Source organism: Streptomyces scabiei 87.22, assembly GCF_000091305.1.
GTDB lineage: Bacteria > Actinomycetota > Actinomycetes > Streptomycetales > Streptomycetaceae > Streptomyces > Streptomyces scabiei.
This window is the reverse complement of record NC_013929.1, coordinates 6,099,517-6,115,869: the sequence shown is the minus strand read 5'-3', so window position 1 is coordinate 6,115,869 and position 16,353 is coordinate 6,099,517. Positions and strand designations below refer to the sequence as shown.

Annotated in this window: 13 protein-coding genes; 8 read left to right on the top strand and 5 right to left on the bottom strand. The window is 71.2% G+C overall.

Annotation, left to right across the window (positions count from 1 at the left end; translation table 11 throughout):
* Positions 1-52 precede the first annotated feature (52 nt).
* The 4 genes from SCAB_RS26235 (at position 53) to SCAB_RS26220 (ending at position 6,377) form a co-directional block, all read left to right on the top strand.
* Complete coding sequence (locus SCAB_RS26235) at positions 53-808, top strand: TIGR03089 family protein (RefSeq protein ID WP_013003108.1); 756 nt, start codon at positions 53-55, stop codon at positions 806-808.
* Between the two features lie 398 nt (positions 809-1,206).
* The gene (locus SCAB_RS26230; protein ID WP_041669667.1) at positions 1,207-2,400 is read left to right on the top strand and encodes an LCP family protein; all 1,194 of its coding nucleotides are present in this window, start codon (positions 1,207-1,209) and stop codon (positions 2,398-2,400) included.
* Positions 2,401-2,643: 243 nt separating this feature from the next.
* Complete coding sequence (locus tag SCAB_RS26225; RefSeq protein ID WP_013003106.1) at positions 2,644-4,398, top strand: LCP family protein; 1,755 nt, start codon at positions 2,644-2,646, stop codon at positions 4,396-4,398.
* Between the two features lie 278 nt (positions 4,399-4,676).
* The gene (locus tag SCAB_RS26220) at positions 4,677-6,377 is read left to right on the top strand and encodes an LCP family protein (RefSeq protein ID WP_041669665.1); all 1,701 of its coding nucleotides are present in this window, start codon (positions 4,677-4,679) and stop codon (positions 6,375-6,377) included.
* A 123-nt stretch (positions 6,378-6,500) separates the two neighbouring features.
* Here SCAB_RS26220 and SCAB_RS26215 read toward each other — a convergent pair whose 3' ends face one another.
* Positions 6,501-7,529 (bottom strand): glycosyltransferase family 2 protein, encoded by a 1,029-nt coding sequence (locus SCAB_RS26215; protein ID WP_013003104.1) that lies wholly within the window; start codon positions 7,527-7,529, stop codon positions 6,501-6,503.
* 134 nt (positions 7,530-7,663) lie between these two features.
* Between SCAB_RS26215 and SCAB_RS26210 the strand changes: the two genes are divergently transcribed.
* Both SCAB_RS26210 and SCAB_RS26205 read left to right on the top strand, forming a co-directional pair.
* Entirely contained in the window at positions 7,664-9,103 is a 1,440-nt protein-coding gene (locus SCAB_RS26210; protein WP_434991430.1) for an LCP family glycopolymer transferase, read from the top strand.
* Positions 9,104-9,232: 129 nt separating this feature from the next.
* Positions 9,233-10,510: an LCP family protein gene (locus SCAB_RS26205; protein ID WP_041669663.1), complete on the top strand. Its 1,278-nt coding sequence runs from the start codon at positions 9,233-9,235 to the stop codon at positions 10,508-10,510.
* A gap of 66 nt (positions 10,511-10,576) precedes the next feature.
* Here the strand turns inward: SCAB_RS26205 and SCAB_RS26200 are convergent, their stop codons facing one another.
* Both SCAB_RS26200 and SCAB_RS26195 read right to left on the bottom strand, forming a co-directional pair.
* On the bottom strand, positions 10,577-10,942 hold the full coding sequence (locus tag SCAB_RS26200; RefSeq protein WP_013003101.1) for a four-helix bundle copper-binding protein: 366 nt from the start codon (positions 10,940-10,942) through the stop codon (positions 10,577-10,579).
* Between the two features lie 177 nt (positions 10,943-11,119).
* Positions 11,120-12,277 (bottom strand): acyl-CoA dehydrogenase, encoded by a 1,158-nt coding sequence (locus SCAB_RS26195; RefSeq protein ID WP_013003100.1) that lies wholly within the window; start codon positions 12,275-12,277, stop codon positions 11,120-11,122.
* 217 nt (positions 12,278-12,494) lie between these two features.
* Here SCAB_RS26195 and SCAB_RS26190 point away from each other — a divergent pair, with 217 nt between their 5' ends.
* Positions 12,495-13,838, top strand: coding sequence for a UDP-glucose dehydrogenase family protein (locus SCAB_RS26190; RefSeq protein WP_013003099.1), 1,344 nt, complete (start codon positions 12,495-12,497; stop codon positions 13,836-13,838).
* A 160-nt stretch (positions 13,839-13,998) separates the two neighbouring features.
* On the opposite strand, the gene SCAB_RS26185 is transcribed toward SCAB_RS26190, so the two are convergent.
* Positions 13,999-14,505, bottom strand: a complete 507-nt coding sequence (locus SCAB_RS26185) for a CGNR zinc finger domain-containing protein (protein ID WP_013003098.1) — start codon at positions 14,503-14,505, stop codon at positions 13,999-14,001.
* Positions 14,506-14,609: 104 nt separating this feature from the next.
* Here SCAB_RS26185 and SCAB_RS26180 point away from each other — a divergent pair, with 104 nt between their 5' ends.
* Positions 14,610-14,972, top strand: a complete 363-nt coding sequence (locus SCAB_RS26180) for a VOC family protein (RefSeq protein WP_013003097.1) — start codon at positions 14,610-14,612, stop codon at positions 14,970-14,972.
* Between the two features lie 102 nt (positions 14,973-15,074).
* Here the strand turns inward: SCAB_RS26180 and SCAB_RS26175 are convergent, their stop codons facing one another.
* Positions 15,075-16,331, bottom strand: a complete 1,257-nt coding sequence (locus SCAB_RS26175; protein ID WP_041669661.1) for a dipeptidase — start codon at positions 16,329-16,331, stop codon at positions 15,075-15,077.
* Positions 16,332-16,353 lie beyond the last annotated feature (22 nt).

The following is a 16,353-nucleotide window of genomic DNA, read 5'->3' as shown; positions in this document are numbered from 1 at the left end:
TCCGGTCCGTCCGGGGCCGCGGGCAGGCCGGCCCCCGCGTACGCTTACGCGGGTGAACGCCACCGACCGCACCCCTGCCGACCTGCTGCGATCCGCGCTGGCCGCGGATCCCGCGCGCCCCCTGGTGACCTTCTACGACGACGCCACGGGCGAGCGGGTCGAATTGTCCGTGGCCACCTTCGCCAATTGGGTGGCCAAGACCGCGAACCTCCTTCAGGGCGAACTGTCTGCGGAGCCGGGTGACCGGGTCGCGCTGCTGCTGCCGGCCCACTGGCAGACGGCGGTGTGGCTGCTGGCCTGTTCGTCCGTGGGGGTGGTCGCCGAGATCGGCGGGGACCCGGCGGCGGCCGACGTCGTGGTGAGCGGGCCGGACACGCTGGACGCGGCCCGCGCGTGCACCGGGGAGCGGATCGCGCTCGCGCTGCGGCCGCTCGGGGGGCGGTTCCCGCAGGTGCCGGCCGGGTTCGCCGACTACGCGGTGGAGGTGCCCTCGCAGGGGGACCGGTTCGTGGCGTACGCGCCCGTGGATCCCGAGGAGGCGGCGCTGGTCGTGGCCGGGCGGGAGTTCAGCGGGGCGGAGGTCGTGGAGCGCGCCCGCGCGGAGGCGGGGGGCCTCGGGCTGACGGGGCCCGGGTCCCGGCTGCTGTCGGGGCTGGGGTACGACACGTGGGAGGGGCTCTCGGCGGGGTTGTACGGGCCGCTCGCGAGCGGCGGGTCCGTGGTGCTGTGCCGGCATCTCGGGGAGCTGGGTGAGGACGCGCTCGCCAAGCGGGTGGAGAGTGAGCGGGTCACGGCGACCTCGCGGTGACGCTCCGCTGCGGGGGGGGGCGGGCTCGGGTGTCGTGGCTCTTGGTGATGTGGCTCTCGGGGGTTGCGTGACGCGGTGACGCCGTGGGGGGTGCGGGGGGGGGTCGGGCGGCTGCGGGACCGGTGGGGGTTCTCGCGCCGTTCCCCGCGCCCCTATCGGGCGCGGCTGCCGCTCAGGCCCCTCGGGCAGCGCGGCCGTTCCCGGCGCTCCGGCACGGAGCTGTCGGCCCGGTGGGGGTTCTCGCGCCGTTCCCCGCGCCCCTGTCGGGCGCGGCTGCTGCTCGGGTCCCTCGGGCGGCGCGGTCCCTTCCGCCGCTCAGGTCGCCGAGCAGGCCGTCCCTCCCCCGTTCGGCCCAGCCCCGGCCGCCTCCTGGCCCCCCTCGCGCCATCGTCGTAGGTGTGGACGACGTCGGAGGCAGGGCGGTGGGGCTGGGGCCCGGTGCGGGCGGGTCGCCCACCGGGGCCGGGCCCCGGCGTCGGCGGCGGCGGTGGGTGCGGTGGGTGGCGGGCGGCGTGGGGCTGCTGGTCGTCGGGGCCGTGGGCGTGGGGTGGGTGGCGTACCGGAAGCTGGACGGGAACATCACGTCGGACCGGACGGCGGCGGACGAACTGGCGCGGTTCGAGAAGGAGCGGCCGACGGCGCTCGTGCGGGGCGCGCAGAACATCCTCGTGATCGGGTCGGACTCGCGGGCGGGGAACGGGAACGGCGCGTACGGGCGCGATTCGGGGACCGAGCGGTCGGACACCACGATCCTGCTGCATCTGGCGGCCGACCGGCGCAGCGCGACCGCGGTGTCGCTGCCGCGGGACCTGATGGTGGACGTGCCGAGCTGCCGACGGGCGGACGGCCGTCGCTCCGCGCCGGCGTTCACCATGTTCAACCGCGCCTTCCAGGTGGGCGGTTCGGCCTGCACGGTCCGGACGGTGGAGCGGATGACCGACATCCGGATCGACCATCACATCGTCGTCGACTTCCAGGGCTTCAAGGAGATGGTCGACGCCGTCGACGGGGTCGAGGTGTGCCTCGCCGCACCTATTCACGACAAGCAGGCAGGTCTGCGGCTGCCCGCGGGCAGGGTGAAGCTCACCGGGGAACAGGCGCTCGGATACGTGCGGGCCCGCAAGTCGCTCGGGAACGGCAGCGACACGGAACGGATGGACCGCCAGCAGCGATTCCTCGGGGCGCTGGCCGCGAAGGTGCGCGGCAATGACGTCCTGCTGAATCCGGTGAAGCTCTATCCGGTCCTGGACGCCGCCACCTCGTCGCTCACCACGGACCCGGGGCTGGCGAGTCTGCGCGGGCTCTACGACCTTGTGCGCGGTCTGCGCACGATTCCCATGGAAAAGGTGCAATTCCTGACCGTTCCCAGGAAGTCGTATGCGTACGACGCCAATCGTGATGAGCTCGTCGAACCGGCGGCACGGAGACTTTTCGCACGGCTGCGCGCCGACGAACCCCTGGCGATCGCCCGTGAACTGCCCGGCGGGAAGCGGGAAGCGCGCACGGATCGGCTTTCGGGAAGCCCGTCCGGGACTCCCGATCCGGTACCGACTTTCCGCGGGAGTACGGCCGCGGAGAAGGACTGCGCGTGACCCGAAAGCGGTTCCGCAGGTAAAGCGCGCGTCAACACCAGGAACAAATGCTCTAGGAAATGGGCAGATTGCCCAGGTGTAGGGACGTGCAATTTGTCACCGCCGTCGCTTGACGCCTGATCGGGCGGCTAGTGTGAGCGATCCGGTGCGTCAGGCCTTCGGTCGCGCACCAGTTGTATCGAGACCCGAGCGTCCTTTGAGGGGGAAGGCGCCGCGTGGCCCCGACGGAGGAATCAGACAACCGTGGACGCGCAAGGCCGTGGGCGGGCGGACGACATCGACCCCGCAGACCAGTGGGTACTCAACCCGAGCACCGGTGAATACGAACTGCGACTGAGTCCTTCCGCACCGCAGTCGGCGGTGCCGAGGCCGCGCCGGGCGGCGCCCGCCACGGCGGGGGCCAAGGTGACGGCGGGCGCCTCCGCGCGCTCCGCGTCGGCGGGCACGGACACCCGGGAGATCCCCGACACGCTGCCGGGACCCCGGCGTCGGCGGGGTGCGCCCGAGGAGGACCCGCTGCCGGGCCGTCGTGGCGGCCGGGGCAGGACCAAGGCGAAGCCCAAGAAGTCGAAGGGCAAGCGGATCCTGGTGTGGACGGGCGGCACGCTGGCCTTCCTGCTGATCGGGGCGACCGCCGGGGGTTACCTGTATCTCCAGCACCTCAACGGCAACATCGACAAGATCCCGGACGACGGCGCGAGCACCGGCGGCTTCAGCAAGGACCGGGCGATCAACCTGCTGGTGATCGGCACCGACAAGCGGACCGGCGCGGGCAACGGGAGCTACGGCGACAAGGAGAGCGTCGGCCACGCCGACACCACGATCCTGCTGCACGTCTCCAAGGACCGTACGAACGCGACCGCGATGAGCATCCCGCGCGACATGATCGTGGACGTACCGGACTGTCTGACCACGCAGGAGGACGGCTCCAAGGAGAACATCCGGGGCACGCAGAAGGTGCGCTTCAACACCAGCCTCGGCCAGGACGGTCGCACGCCGAGCTGCACCATGCGGACGGTCACCGAGCTGACCGGCATCAAGCCCGACCACTTCATGGTGGCCGACTTCAACGCCGTGAAGACGCTCTCCACCGCCATCGGCGGCGTCGAGGTCTGCCTCGCCAAGCCCATCAAGGACTCCAAGTCCAAGCTGGACCTCTCCGAGGGCAAGCACACCATCGAGGGCGAGCAGGCGCTGGCGTTCCTGCGCACCCGGTACAGCGTGGGCCTCGGCAGCGACCTGAGCCGGATCGAGCTGCAGCAGCAGTTCCTCAGCTCGATGATCCGCCAGATGAAGTCCGAGGACACGCTCACCGACCCGACGAAGGTGGTGAAGCTCGCCGAGGCCGCCACCAGCGCGCTGTCCGTCGACTCCAGGATCACCGACATCCAGAAGCTGGCCTCGCTGGGCCAGGAGGTCGGCAAGGTGAAGACGAAGAACATCACCTTCACCACCGTCCCGGTCGTCGACAACACCGACGGCGCGACCGTGCTGCCCATGCCGCAGAAGGCCGAGCAGCTGTTCTCGACGATCCGGAACGACATCTCGCTCACCGAGGTGAAGAAGCAGAAGAAGGCGAAGGAGGCGGCGAAGCTCAAGGGCAAGCGCGCCGACGCCTCCGAGGTCCGGGTCAGTGTCTACAACGGCGGTGCCGAGGCCGGCAGCGCACAGGCCACTCTCAGCTGGCTGCAGAATGATGTCGGCGTGACCAAGTCGAGCCAGCTCGGCAACGCCGACAAGACGTTGTCGAAGACGACCCTCGCGTACGACCCCGGCCAGGCCGACCAGGCGCGCAAGCTGGCCGACCTCATGGGTCTGTCCGCGTCCGCGCTCAAGCCCGGCAAGGGCAACAGCGAGACCAACGCCCAGGGACTGCCCTCGATGGTGCTGACCCTCGGCAAGGACTTCCAGGGAGCCGGGGTGCCGCTGGACGCGACGTCCGCGGCGGATCTGGACGTCGAGAAGAACACCGCGGACAAGGAAAAGTGCGCCAGTTGATGACCTGAGGGGGTCGTGGCGCGTCTTTCAGGACGCAAGTGCAGTCGAGGGTCGGTGACTCACCGGGCGGGCGCGGGAACGCGCCCGGCCGGTCGGTTCTGATGTCGCCGTGATGCCGTGGGGCGGCACGTGCCGCCGTAGCGACCCATGCCCACGTGTCATCCGGCCGGAACGCATGACGCGTTCAACAGAACATGAGTACATCCGAGCCGGGGTCTCGACAGTCCAACAGGAGGCGGGGGCGGCCCCGTCACAGCAGGGTGGGGAGGGGCAGGGAGATGGTACGGAGTGACGTGCGCGGGGACGGGGGGCGACCGCGCGTCGAGGAACCCGGCGACCAGGAAGGGGACCTGGAGCCACAGGGCGACGCATCCGGTTCCGACGGCGACTCGTCCGGCTCGGCCGGCGACGCGGACGTCAAGGTCCCGGAGCAGAGACGGGGCAACCGCCGGGGCGGCGGTGACGGCGGCGGGCGGGGGCGCGCGAAGACGAGCGCGAAGCCCCGGCGCAGACGGGTGCTGCGCTGGTCGGCGACGGTCCTGGCGGTAGTGATACTCGGCACCGCGGGCGCCGGTTACGTCTACTACCGGCATCTCAACGGCAACATCAAGAAGGAGAAGCTGAACCTCGGCGACACGAAGATCGCCGAGCCCACGCCCAACGCGGCCGGCCAGACCCCGCTGAACATCCTGCTCATCGGCTCGGACGCGCGGAACACCAAGGAGAACCAGAAGCTCGGCGGTGCCCGCGACACCTTCGACGGCCCGCCGCTGGCCGACGTCCAGATGCTGCTGCACCTGTCCGCCGACCGCAGCAACATGTCGGTCGTCAGCATGCCCCGGGACACCCTGCTCGACATCCCCAAGTGCACCGACCCGGACAGCGGCGAGGTGTACGGGGCGCTCACCCACACGATGACCAACCAGTCGCTGGAGCGCGGTGGCCCCGGCTGCACGGTCGCCACCTGGGAGAAGCTGACCGGCATCCGTGTCGACCACTTCATGATGGTCGACTTCGCCGGTGTGGTGTCGATGGCCGACGCGATCGGCGGTGTGCCGGTGTGCGTGAGCGCCAACATCTACTCGCACACCAGCGAGGGCAAGGGCTCGGGGCTGAAGCTGGAGAAGGGCACCACGTACATCAAGGGCAAGCAGGCCCTGCAGTGGCTGCGCACCCGGTACGGCTTCGAGGACGGCAGCGACATCGCGCGGGCCAAGGCCCAGCACCAGTACATGAACGCGATGGTCCGCGAGCTGCGCGAGAACGCCACGATCACCAACCCGAACAAGCTGCGCAGGCTGGCCGAGAAGGCCACCGAGTCCCTCACCGTCGACGACGGTCTCGGTGACGTCGCCAAGCTCTACGACCTCAGCACGGAGCTGCGCAAGGTCGAGCCGGCCCGGATCACGATGACGACGATGCCGTTCACGTACGTCGGCGCGCGCGTCGTGCCGAAGGAGGGCGACGCGGAGAAGCTGTTCCGGCTGGTGCGCGAGGACATCGCGCTGGACGGCAAGGACAAGAAGAGGACCGCCGCCGTGGAGGCGGGATCCGACGACCCGGCGGCGGCGACGGACCGGATCGGCGTGCTGGTGCGCAACGGCACCATGACGTCCACCCTGGCCCCGGTCAGCGGCCGCGCGCACACGGTGTCGCAGCTCCTGGTCAAGGACGGCTTCGCCAAGGCCACGTCCGACACGACCACCGCCGTCGTCGAGGACAAGACGGTCGTGCGCTATCCGAGCACGGAGCTGGAGGGCGACGCCCAGGCGGTCGCCAAGGCGCTCGGCATCCCGCTGGGCCAGGTGGAGAAGTCCACCGACGTCACGGGGGTCACGCTGTTCGTCGGCGCCGACTGGCGCGAGGGCGACACGTACAAGGCCGCGAAGACGGACGACAAGACCCCGGAGTCGGCGGACGCGCTGAACGGGGCGAAGACGGACGCCTGCATGGAGGTCAACCCGGGCTTCACCTGGTAGGTCCCGGACACGCTCGGGCTTCACCTGGTAGGTGCCGCACACGCCTCGGGCCCCTCTCGCGGACGGGAGGGGCCCGAGGCGTCGTACTGCTTCCGTGCCCAGCTCTCGGCGAGCACCGCGGGCTCAGCTCTCGGCGAGCACCGCGGGGCGGCGGGAGGCGATGACCTTGCGCGCCAGGGACCTCGGGCTGGTGAGGAAGCCGAAGCCCCAGGACATGTGCATGGTGGCGAGGGCGACGGGGATCTGCAGGCGGGCCTTGAGCGGCAGCCCCTTGCCCGCCGGGACCGAGCCCGCGACGATCGCCGCGAGATAGCCGCCAGGGACGACGAAGCCCAGCGGGGTCAGCAGGGCGCCGACCAGGACACCGGCCGCGATCGCGCAGACCGCGGCCGGCGGGGCGAGATAGCGCAGGTTGATGGAGCCCTCGTGGTAGCGGGCGACGACATGCCGCCAGCGCCCGTAGTCCTTGTACTGCTTGGCCAGCGCCTTCACGCTGGGCCGCGGCCGGTAGGACACCCGCAGCTCGGGCGAGAACCAGATGAGGCCGCCCGCCTCCCGGATGCGGAAGTTCAGCTCCCAGTCCTGGGCGCGGATGAACTCCACGTTGTAGCCGTCCTGCCGCTCCAGCGCCTCGCGCCGGAAGACGCCCAGGTAGACGGTCTCCGCCGGGCCGGCCTGCCCGCCCGTGTGGAAGGCCGCGTTGCCGACGCCGATCTTCGAGGTCATCGCGGCGGCGACCGCGTGCTCCCAGTCGTTCTCGCCCTCGGCGTGCATGATGCCGCCGACGTTCTGCGCGCCGGTCTCCTCCAGGAGCCGTACGGCGGTGGCGATGTAGTTCGGCGAGAGGATGCCGTGGCCGTCGACGCGGACCACGATCGGGTGGCGGGACGCCTTGATCGCGGCGTTGAGCGCGGCGGGTGTCCGCCCGGTGGGGTTCGGGACGGTGTGCACGCGCGGGTCCTCGGCCACGAGCCGGGCCGCGATCTCGTCCGTGCGGTCCGCGGACGGACCCAGGGCGATCACGACCTCCATCTCGCCGGCGTACTCCTGCGCGAGGATCGCTTGGACGGCTCCGCGCAGATGCCGCTCCTCGTTGAGGACGGGCATGATCACGGACACGGCGGGGAGCGGCACGTCGGGCTTGGCGTTCATAGAGGGCTCACGTTACCGCGAACGGGGGACACCGACGCGCGCCGCCCGGTCGCGTGGACGGGCCGTCGATCCCGGGGCCCTACGGTGCTCACGGTTCCCTGACTCCCCTCACCGGTCTCGCGGAGGTGTCCCCCGTGTCCACACCGCCCCGCCGCCCAGCCCGTCCGCAGCAGCCCCGCCCTCCCGTGCCCCCGCGGCGGCGGAGCTGGGCCATGCGGGCGGTGACCACGCTCTCCGTGGTGGTGCTGGCCGCCGCGGGCATCGGGCACGCGGTGGTGACCCGTCTGGACGGCGAGATCAAGCGGGTCGACGCCTTCAAGGACATGAAGAACCGCCCCGAGGCCGGCCACGGCATGAACGTCCTGCTGGTGGGCACGGACGGGCGCGACCGGATCAGTGAGGAGGAGCGGCGCAGGTACCGGCTGGGCGGCGCTCCCTGCCACTGCACGGACACGATGATGATCGTGCACATCTCGGAGGACCGGGAGCGCGCGAGCGTCGTGAGCCTGCCGCGCGACTCGTACGCCGAGACGCCCGGGCGGACCGACCGCGCCACGGGCCGGACCCACAAGGGTCACCCGATCAAGCTGAACGCGGCCTACGCGGAGGGCGGCCCGCAGCTCACCGTGCGCACGGTCGAGCACATGACCAGGGTGAAGATCGACCACTACGTCGAGGTCGACTTCACCAGCTTCATGCGGACCGTCGACGTCCTCGGCGGTGTCCGGATCTGCACCGCCCAGCCCCTCAAGGACTCCTACACCGGCCTCGACCTCACCGCCGGCACCCATGAGCTGGACGGCGGCCAGGCCCTGCAGTACGTCCGTTCCCGGCATGCCGACGGCTCCTCCGACCTCGGCCGCATGAAGCGCCAGCAGCGCTTCATGGCGTCGCTGATGTCCCAGGCCACCTCCTCCGGTGTCCTGCTCAACCCGATGAAGTTCCGGGACATCACCCAGGCCGTCCTCGGCTCCGTCCGCGCCGACAAGGAGTTCGGCACCGGCGAGCTGATCGACCTCGGCCGCGCGCTGCGGAACCTCACCCCGGCCTCCTCGGAGTTCACCACCGTGCCCATCGGGCGCATGGGGTACGCCGTGGAGGGCATCGGCTCGACCCTCAAGTGGGACGACGCGAAGGCGGCCCGCCTGTTCGAGGCCCTGCGCGACGACCGGCCCCTCTCCCCCTACAAGGCGCGTGCCCGCCACGCCCTCGTCGACGTCGCGCCCCAGCAGATCCGCGTCCAGGTCGAGAACGGCACGGCCGTCCCCGGCCTCGGCATGAAGGTCGACCGGCAGCTGGCCGCCACCGGCTTCCGCACCACGAAGGCCCCGGTCAACGCCCCGCGGCAGGACGTCCGCCGTACGGTCGTCGTCTACGACCCCCGCTGGGACCGCTCCGCGCACTCCCTCGCGACCGCCCTCCCGGGCTCGGAACTGCGCCCGGTGCGCGCCCAGGGCCCCACGCTCCGGGTCGTCGCCGGCACGGACTTCAAGCAGGTCCGCAAGGTGCGGGCGGAGAACACCGGGCAGGGCGAGTCGGGTGTGGTGCGGGGCGACCAGGTCTCGTGCTCCTGAGCGTCCCGATCATCCGGAGCGCCTGCTCTCCTACAAAACCGTGCAATTTGTGTCGGCTTCGCAACAGCCCTGCCTTTGTTTTTCATCGACCCTTGAAAAGGGCATGGCCCGACCCGGCACACTGGGCGCATGAACGATTGGCCCGAGGGATGGTCCGGCAACAACCGTGGCGGCGACTACGCCCAGCCCGACGGTCCGCATGTGATGCGCCAGGTCCGTCGCGGCCCGTCGGCACCCCCTCAGGGTGGTGTGCCCCAGCAGCCGTCGTACGGCGACCCGTACGGTGACGGCTACGGCAACAGCGGCCCCGACCAGTACGGCGGCAACCATCAGAGCGACTACAACACGGGCCAGGTCTACGGCGCCGGCGGCACCGGCGGGCCGGGCGGCCACGGCGGCGGCCGGGGCGACCGTCCCGCGCCGGACTGGCGGCGTCGTATCAAGCTGACGGCGATCACGGTCACCGTGGTGCTGCTCGCGACGACGATCGGCACGTACTTCTGGGCCGACTCCAAGCTGAACCGCGAGGTCGACCTGTCCAAGGTCATCGACCGGCCGGAGGCGGGCGAGGGCACCAACTACCTGATCGTCGGCTCCGACAGCCGCGAGGGCCTGTCCGCCGACCAGAAGAAGGAGCTGCACACCGGCTCCGCCGACGGCAAGCGCACCGACTCGATGATGATCCTGCACACCGGGTCCAACGGGCCGACGCTGGTCTCGCTGCCCCGTGACTCGAACGTCACGATCCCGACGTTCGTCGGCTCCGAGTCCGGCAAGACGTTCAAGGGCACCGGCCGGCAGGTGAAGCTGAACGCGGCGTACGCGGAGGACGGGCCCGAGCTGCTGGTCCGCACCGTCGAGGCCAACACGGGTCTGCACATCGACCACTACGTGGAGATCGGCTTCGCGGGCTTCGCGAACATCGTCGACGCGGTCGGCGGTGTGGAGATCGACATCCCCAAGGGCGGCCTGAAGGACACCAAGTCCGGCGCCAACTTCGAGGCCGGCAAGCAGACGCTGAACGGCGAGCAGTCCCTCGCCTTCGTCCGCACCCGCTACGCCCTGGCGCGCAGCGACCTGGACCGTACGAAGAACCAGCAGAAGTTCCTCGCGGCCCTCGCCGGCCAGACGGCGACGCCGAGCACGATCCTGAACCCCTTCAAGCTGTATCCGACGATGAGCGCGGGCCTGGACACCTTGATCGTCGACAAGGACATGAGCCTGTTCGACCTGGCCGACATGTTCTGGGCGATGAAGGGCGTGACCGGCGGCGACGGCAAGTCCATGAACATGCCGATCTCGGGCAGCACCGGCAACGGCAACCTCCAGTGGAACGCCGAGAAGGTGAAGCAGCTGGTGCAGCAGCTGAAGAACGACGAGACGGTGACGGTGTCGGACGGCAGCTGACCCGCACCGCGTGACCGAGGGGCATCCCGTGACGGGGTGCCCCTCGGTGGTTCGCGTACGTGTCGGTCAGGCGGTCGCGCCCGCCATCGTCCGGCACGTCTCGGAGCAGCGGCGACACGCCTCGGCACAGCGCATCATCTGCTGATCGTCCGGCATGGACATACACGCCTCCGCGCACATGTCACAGGCGCGGGCGCACATCGCGCACATCTCGGCGGACAGCGGCGAGCGGCGCATCATCATGTCCGCGCACATACGGGTCATCTCGGCGCAGTCCATCAGGGCGCGCATGATCTGCATCTGGGCCTGGCCGCCGGCCTGCATGCAGGAGCTCATGGTCTCCTCGCACATGCTGTGGCACGTCATGCAGGCGTCGATGCACTCCTGCATCTCCTTGCTCATGGTGGTCATGGCTCCGGCGTGCTGCGTCATGGCTCCTCCTGGGGGTGGTGGGAGCGGGGTCCGGGGCGGACCCCGTGCACTTCCGTCCTACGCCCGCCCGCCCCCGTCCGCCATCGGGCGGACGGAAACAATCCGCCCCTCATCGCCCCGGAAGACAACAGCCCCCGGCGGGGTGCCGGGGGCTGTGCACAGACCGATCCGCAGGGATTACGGCAGGTTGCGGGCCATGACGATCCGCTGGACCTGGTTCGTGCCTTCGTATATCTGCGTGATCTTGGCGTCGCGCATCATGCGCTCGACCGGGTAGTCGCGGGTGTAGCCGTAGCCGCCGAGGAGCTGGACGGCGTCCGTGGTGACCTCCATGGCGACGTCCGAGGCGAAGCACTTGGCGGCGGCGCCCTGGAAGGTGAGGTCCTTGTCGCCGCGTTCGGACTTGGCGGCGGCCTGGTAGGTCAGGGCGCGGGCGGCCTCGATCTTCATGGCCATGTCGGCGAGCATGAACTGGATGCCCTGGAAGTCGGCGATCGGCTTGCCGAACTGCTTGCGCTCCTGGACGTAGCCCTTGGCGTAGTCGAGCGCGCCCTGGGCGACACCGAGTGCCTGGGCGGCGATGGTGATCCGGGTGTGGTCCAGGGTCTTCATCGCCGTGGCGAAGCCGGTGCCCTCCTCGCCGATCATGCGGTCGGCGGGGATGCGGACGTTGTCGAGGTAGACCTCGCGGGTCGGGGAGCCCTTGATGCCGAGCTTCTTCTCCGGGGCGCCGAAGGAGACGCCCTCGTCGGACTTCTCGACGACGAAGGCGGAGATGCCCTTGGAGCGCTTGTCCGGGTCCGTGACGGCCATGACCGTGTAGTAGTCGGAGACGCCCGCGTTGGTGATCCAGCGCTTCACGCCGTTGAGGACGTAGAAGTCGCCGTCGCGGACCGCGCGGGTCTTCATGCCGGCCGCGTCGGAGCCGGCGTCCGGCTCGGAGAGGCAGTACGAGAACATCGCGTCGCCCTTGGCGAGCGCGCCCAGGTACTTCTTCTTCAGCTCCTCGGAGCCGGAGAGGATCACGGGCAGGGAGCCCAGCTTGTTGACGGCCGGGATGAGGGAGGACGACACGCAGGCGCGGGCCACCTCCTCGATCACGATGACCGTGGCGAGCGCGTCGGCGCCGGCGCCGCCGTACTCCTCGGGCACGTGCACGGCGTGCAGGTCGTTGGCGACGAGCGCGTCGAGCGCCTCCTGCGGGAAGCGGGCTTCCTCGTCCACGGCGGCGGCGTGGGGCGCGATCTTCGCCTCGGCGAGGGAACGGATCGCGTCACGGAGCATGTCGTGCTCCTCGGACGGGCGGTACAGGTCGAAATCAGCCGATCCGGCCAAGGTCTCTCACGCTCCTGACGCTAACTACCGTTAAGTAACTCAAATTTTAGAGGTCGGCCCACGGGACCGGTACGTGAGTTTGACGACAGGCCGCGGCGGCCCCGTCGGGGGGAATCTGCCCGGTGAGGGCCCCGGACACGCCCCGACTATGCTCACGTGCACGCATGCACTCGGTTGTGCGTGCGTGCAGCCCCGGCCGGACATCCCAGGAGCACTCATGGCCCTCAAGATCACCGTGATCGGCACCGGCTATCTCGGCGCGACCCACGCCGCGGCCATGGCCGAGCTGGGATTCGAGGTGCTCGGGCTCGATGTCGTCGAAGAGAAGATCGACATGCTGCGCCGGGGCGAGGTCCCGATGTACGAGCCGGGCCTGGAGGAGCTGCTGCGCAGGCATGTCGCCGGGATCGAGGGCTCCACCGGGCGGCTGCGCTTCACGACCGACTACGCCGAGGTCGCGGCCTTCGGCGACATCCACTTCGTCTGTGTGAACACCCCGCAGCGGCACGGCGAGTACGCCTGTGACATGTCCTACGTCGACGCGGCCTTCGCCTCGCTCGCCCCGCATCTGACGGGCCCGGCCCTCGTCGTCGGCAAGTCGACGGTGCCGGTGGGGTCCGCCGACCGGCTGGCCGCGTATCTCGCGGAGCACGCGCCCGCCGGGGCCGATGCCGAGCTGGCCTGGAACCCGGAGTTCCTGCGCGAGGGCTTCGCCGTGAACGACACGCTGCACCCGGACCGGATCGTGGTGGGTGTGCGCGGCGAGCGGGCCGAGAAGCTGCTGCGGGAGGTGTACACGACACCGGTGACCGAGGGGTCCCCGTTCGTCGTCACCGACTTCCCTACCGCCGAGCTGGTGAAGACGTCCGCGAACTCCTTCCTCGCCACCAAGATCTCCTTCATCAACGCGATGGCGGAGGTGTGCGAGGCCGCGGGCGGCGATGTCGCGAAGCTGGCGGAGGCCATCGGGCACGACGACCGGATCGGCAAGAAGTTCCTGCGGGCCGGCATCGGGTTCGGCGGGGGCTGTCTGCCGAAGGACATCCGGGCGTTCATGGCCCGCGCCGGCGAGCTGGGCGCCGACCAGGCGCTCACGTTCCTGCGGGAGATCGACTCCATCAACATGCGCCAGCGCGGTCAGATGGTGGAGCTGGCCCGGCAGGCACTGGGCGGCGGGTCCTTCCTGGGCAAGCGGGTCGCCGTGCTCGGCGCGACCTTCAAGCCCGACTCCGACGACGTACGCGACTCCCCCGCCCTCAACGTGGCCGGGCAGATCCACCTCCAGGGCGGCCAGGTCACCGTCTACGACCCCAAGGGCATGGACAACGCCCGGCGGCTCTTCCCGACGCTCGGGTACGCCGACTCCGCGCTCGCGGCCGTGCGCAACGCCGACATCGTGCTGCACCTGACGGAGTGGCGCGAGTTCCGCGAGCTGGACCCGGCGGCGCTCGGCGAGGTCGCGTCGACCCGGCTGGTGCTGGACGGCCGCAACGCCCTCGACCCGGAGCTGTGGCGGCTGGCGGGCTGGACGTACCGGGCGATGGGCCGGCCGACGGCCTGAGGACGCCGTCCGACGATGCAAGGACATCCGTCCGGTGCCGGGGTACGCGGGTGTCCGTCCTCCCGGGGACGGGCGACGCCGCTCCGGCCGAGGCTCAGTCGGCCGGAACGGCGTCTCCCCGCATTCTCCACGGTTCCGGGCGCCGGTGGGGGCGAAGCGCTTACTTCGCGCGGTAGCGGCGCATCTTGGCGCGGGCGCCGCACACCTGCATCGAGCACCAGCGGCCCCGGCCGGCCGGGCTGCGGTCGTAGTACGCCCAGTGGCAGTCGGGGGCCTCGCACGCCTTGAGGCGCTGCCAGGTGCCCGCCGTGAGGGCCTCGGCGACGGCCGCGGCCACGCGCGCGACCAGGGGTGCCGGGTCGGTGGCGGGGCGCAGGGCCGCGGAGCCGTCCTCGGCGGAGACCGCGACGATCAGGGGCGCGGCGGCCAGCAGCGTGCCGAGCGGGGTCACGGGGCCGTGCGGCGCGTGCCCGGCGTGGGCCAGCAGGGTCGCCCGCAGGGACTCCCGCAGCTCGCGTACGGCGGTGAGGCCGTCGTCGGGTGCCAGGCCGAGGCGGACGCGGCTCTCCGGGGTGTCCAGCGTGTCGGCGCCCGTCTCCAGGTCCAGCGTGTTCACCAGGCTCTCGACGAGGGCCAGGCCGCCGGGGGCGGACGCTCTCGCACTCATACCGGGGACGTTACCTCTATTTGGAATGCATGAGGTAACCGTTACTGGTTACTCTCCTCTACAGGTAACCGGAATCGCACGCAGCAACGAACAGGGAGAAGGCCATGGCCATCGCCGAGCTGGATGTCGTCGTTCTGGACTGTCCCGACCCGGCCGCGCTCGCCGGGTTCTACGCCGAGGTGCTGGGCGGGAAGGTCAGCGGGGAGGGGGACTGGGTGGATCTGGAGGTGCCGGGCAAGGGGGTGCGGCTGGCGTTCCAGCAGGCGCCCGGGTTCGAGGCGCCGCGGTGGCCCTCGGCCGAGCGGTCGCAGCAGTTCCACCTCGACCTGAACGTGGCGGACATGGACGCGGCGGAGAAGGAGGTGCTGGCGCTGGGGGCGACGGTGCTGGACGCGGAGGACCGGGAGCGGGGGTTCCGGGTGTACGCGGACCCCGCGGGGCATCCGTTCTGCCTCTGCCGCGCCTGAGTCCCCGACCGGGGCAGGGGTGCGGGGAACCGGGCGGCCGCGGGTCGTTCGCGGCCGGTCGCACGGTTCCCCGCACCCCTGACCGGGGCGCGGCGGCCCCCGTCAGCCGTCCAGGTCGGCGATGCTCGCCGTCGAGGCCTCCCGGCGGTCCTTCGCCGCTCTGGCCGTGAAGTCGGCGGTGCGCAGGACCCGCTGGACGTTGCCCCAGGTGAGGAGCGCGAGGTCGGCTTCGGGCCAGCCCCGGTGCATGAGTTCGGCGATCAGGCGGGGGTAGCACGAGGCGTCGTTGAGGTCCTCGGGGTGGGCGGCGCCGGAGTCGTACGTGCCGGACAGGCCCACGCACTCGGGGCCGGCGATCGCGCGCACGTGGTCGAGGTGGTCGGCGACGTCGCGGACGGACGGGCCGGTCTGCTCGGCCGTGAGCGGCACCATGCACAGCCCCCGTGCCTCGCCCAGCGCGGCCAGGAGGTCGTCGGAGAGGTTGGCGGGGTGGGCCCGGAGGGCGCCCGCCGCCGAGCGGGTGCACACGACCGGGGCGCGGGAGAGTGCGAGCGCCCGGCGCACGGTCGCCTCGCCGGCGCCGGAGAGGTCGGCGAGGACGCCGATGCGGTTCATCTCGCGGACCACCTCCTCGCCGAACCGGCTCAGCCCCGACTCGCCCGCCCAGGAGGCTCCGGCCAGGGTGAGGGCCTTCAGGCCGAGCGTCTGCAGCGAGCGCAGGATGCCCAGGGAGCCGCCGATCGCCGGCGCTCCGGCGGGGCCGAGCAGCACGGCGACGCGGCCGCGGTTGCGGGCGTCGGTGGTCTCCCCCGCGCTGTTCACCAGCCGCAGGCCCTCGGGGTGGGCGTCGACGACCGTCCGGACCAGGTCCAGCTGCTCCAGGGTGGCGTCGACGGGCCGCTCGCCCGCCGGGCCCTCCGGGAGGTGCAGCGACCAGAACAGGGCGCCGATGTGGCCCTTGCGCATCCGCGGCACATCGGTGTCCACACCGCCCTCGCCCAGCTCCAGGTCGTACCGGGGGAGCTGGCGCAGCACCCAGGGCAGTCCGCTGTAGCCGTCGGCCACGGGGTGGGCGGCGAGGAAGGCGTGCGCCTCGGCCAGCTCGTCGGAGGGCTCGGAGGACTCCGAGGACGGTTCCGTGGACGGCCCGGTGGACGGCCCGGTGGACGGCTCGGTGACGTGGGAGGCGTCCGGGGCCCGGCTGCCGTCGGACCCGGGTCCCCCGTCGCCGGGGGCTATGGGCTCCGTGCCCGGGGGCCGGTGGCCGCGTTTCCCGGGCCGGTCGTGGGGGGTGTCGGGGGGCGTGTCGAGTTCGCCGGCCTCCCCCGCGGCGTGCAGTTCGTCCTGCAGATCTGCCATGGCGGACCTCCGTAGCCGTTGG

What these genes read in the sequence shown, in the direction of transcription:
- SCAB_RS26175 (WP_041669661.1), bottom strand. Translation starts at nt 16,331, where the DNA reads ATGGCAGATCTGCAGGACGAACTGCACGCCGCGGGGGAGGCCGGCGAA.
- SCAB_RS26185 (WP_013003098.1), bottom strand. Translation starts at nt 14,505, where the DNA reads ATGAGTGCGAGAGCGTCCGCCCCCGGCGGCCTGGCCCTCGTCGAGAGC.
- SCAB_RS26215 (WP_013003104.1), bottom strand. Translation starts at nt 7,529, where the DNA reads ATGAACGCCAAGCCCGACGTGCCGCTCCCCGCCGTGTCCGTGATCATG.
- SCAB_RS26190 (WP_013003099.1), top strand. Translation starts at nt 12,495, where the DNA reads ATGGCCCTCAAGATCACCGTGATCGGCACCGGCTATCTCGGCGCGACC.
- SCAB_RS26205 (WP_041669663.1), top strand. Translation starts at nt 9,233, where the DNA reads ATGAACGATTGGCCCGAGGGATGGTCCGGCAACAACCGTGGCGGCGAC.
- SCAB_RS26180 (WP_013003097.1), top strand. Translation starts at nt 14,610, where the DNA reads ATGGCCATCGCCGAGCTGGATGTCGTCGTTCTGGACTGTCCCGACCCG.
- SCAB_RS26200 (WP_013003101.1), bottom strand. Translation starts at nt 10,942, where the DNA reads ATGACGCAGCACGCCGGAGCCATGACCACCATGAGCAAGGAGATGCAG.
- SCAB_RS26220 (WP_041669665.1), top strand. Translation starts at nt 4,677, where the DNA reads ATGGTACGGAGTGACGTGCGCGGGGACGGGGGGCGACCGCGCGTCGAG.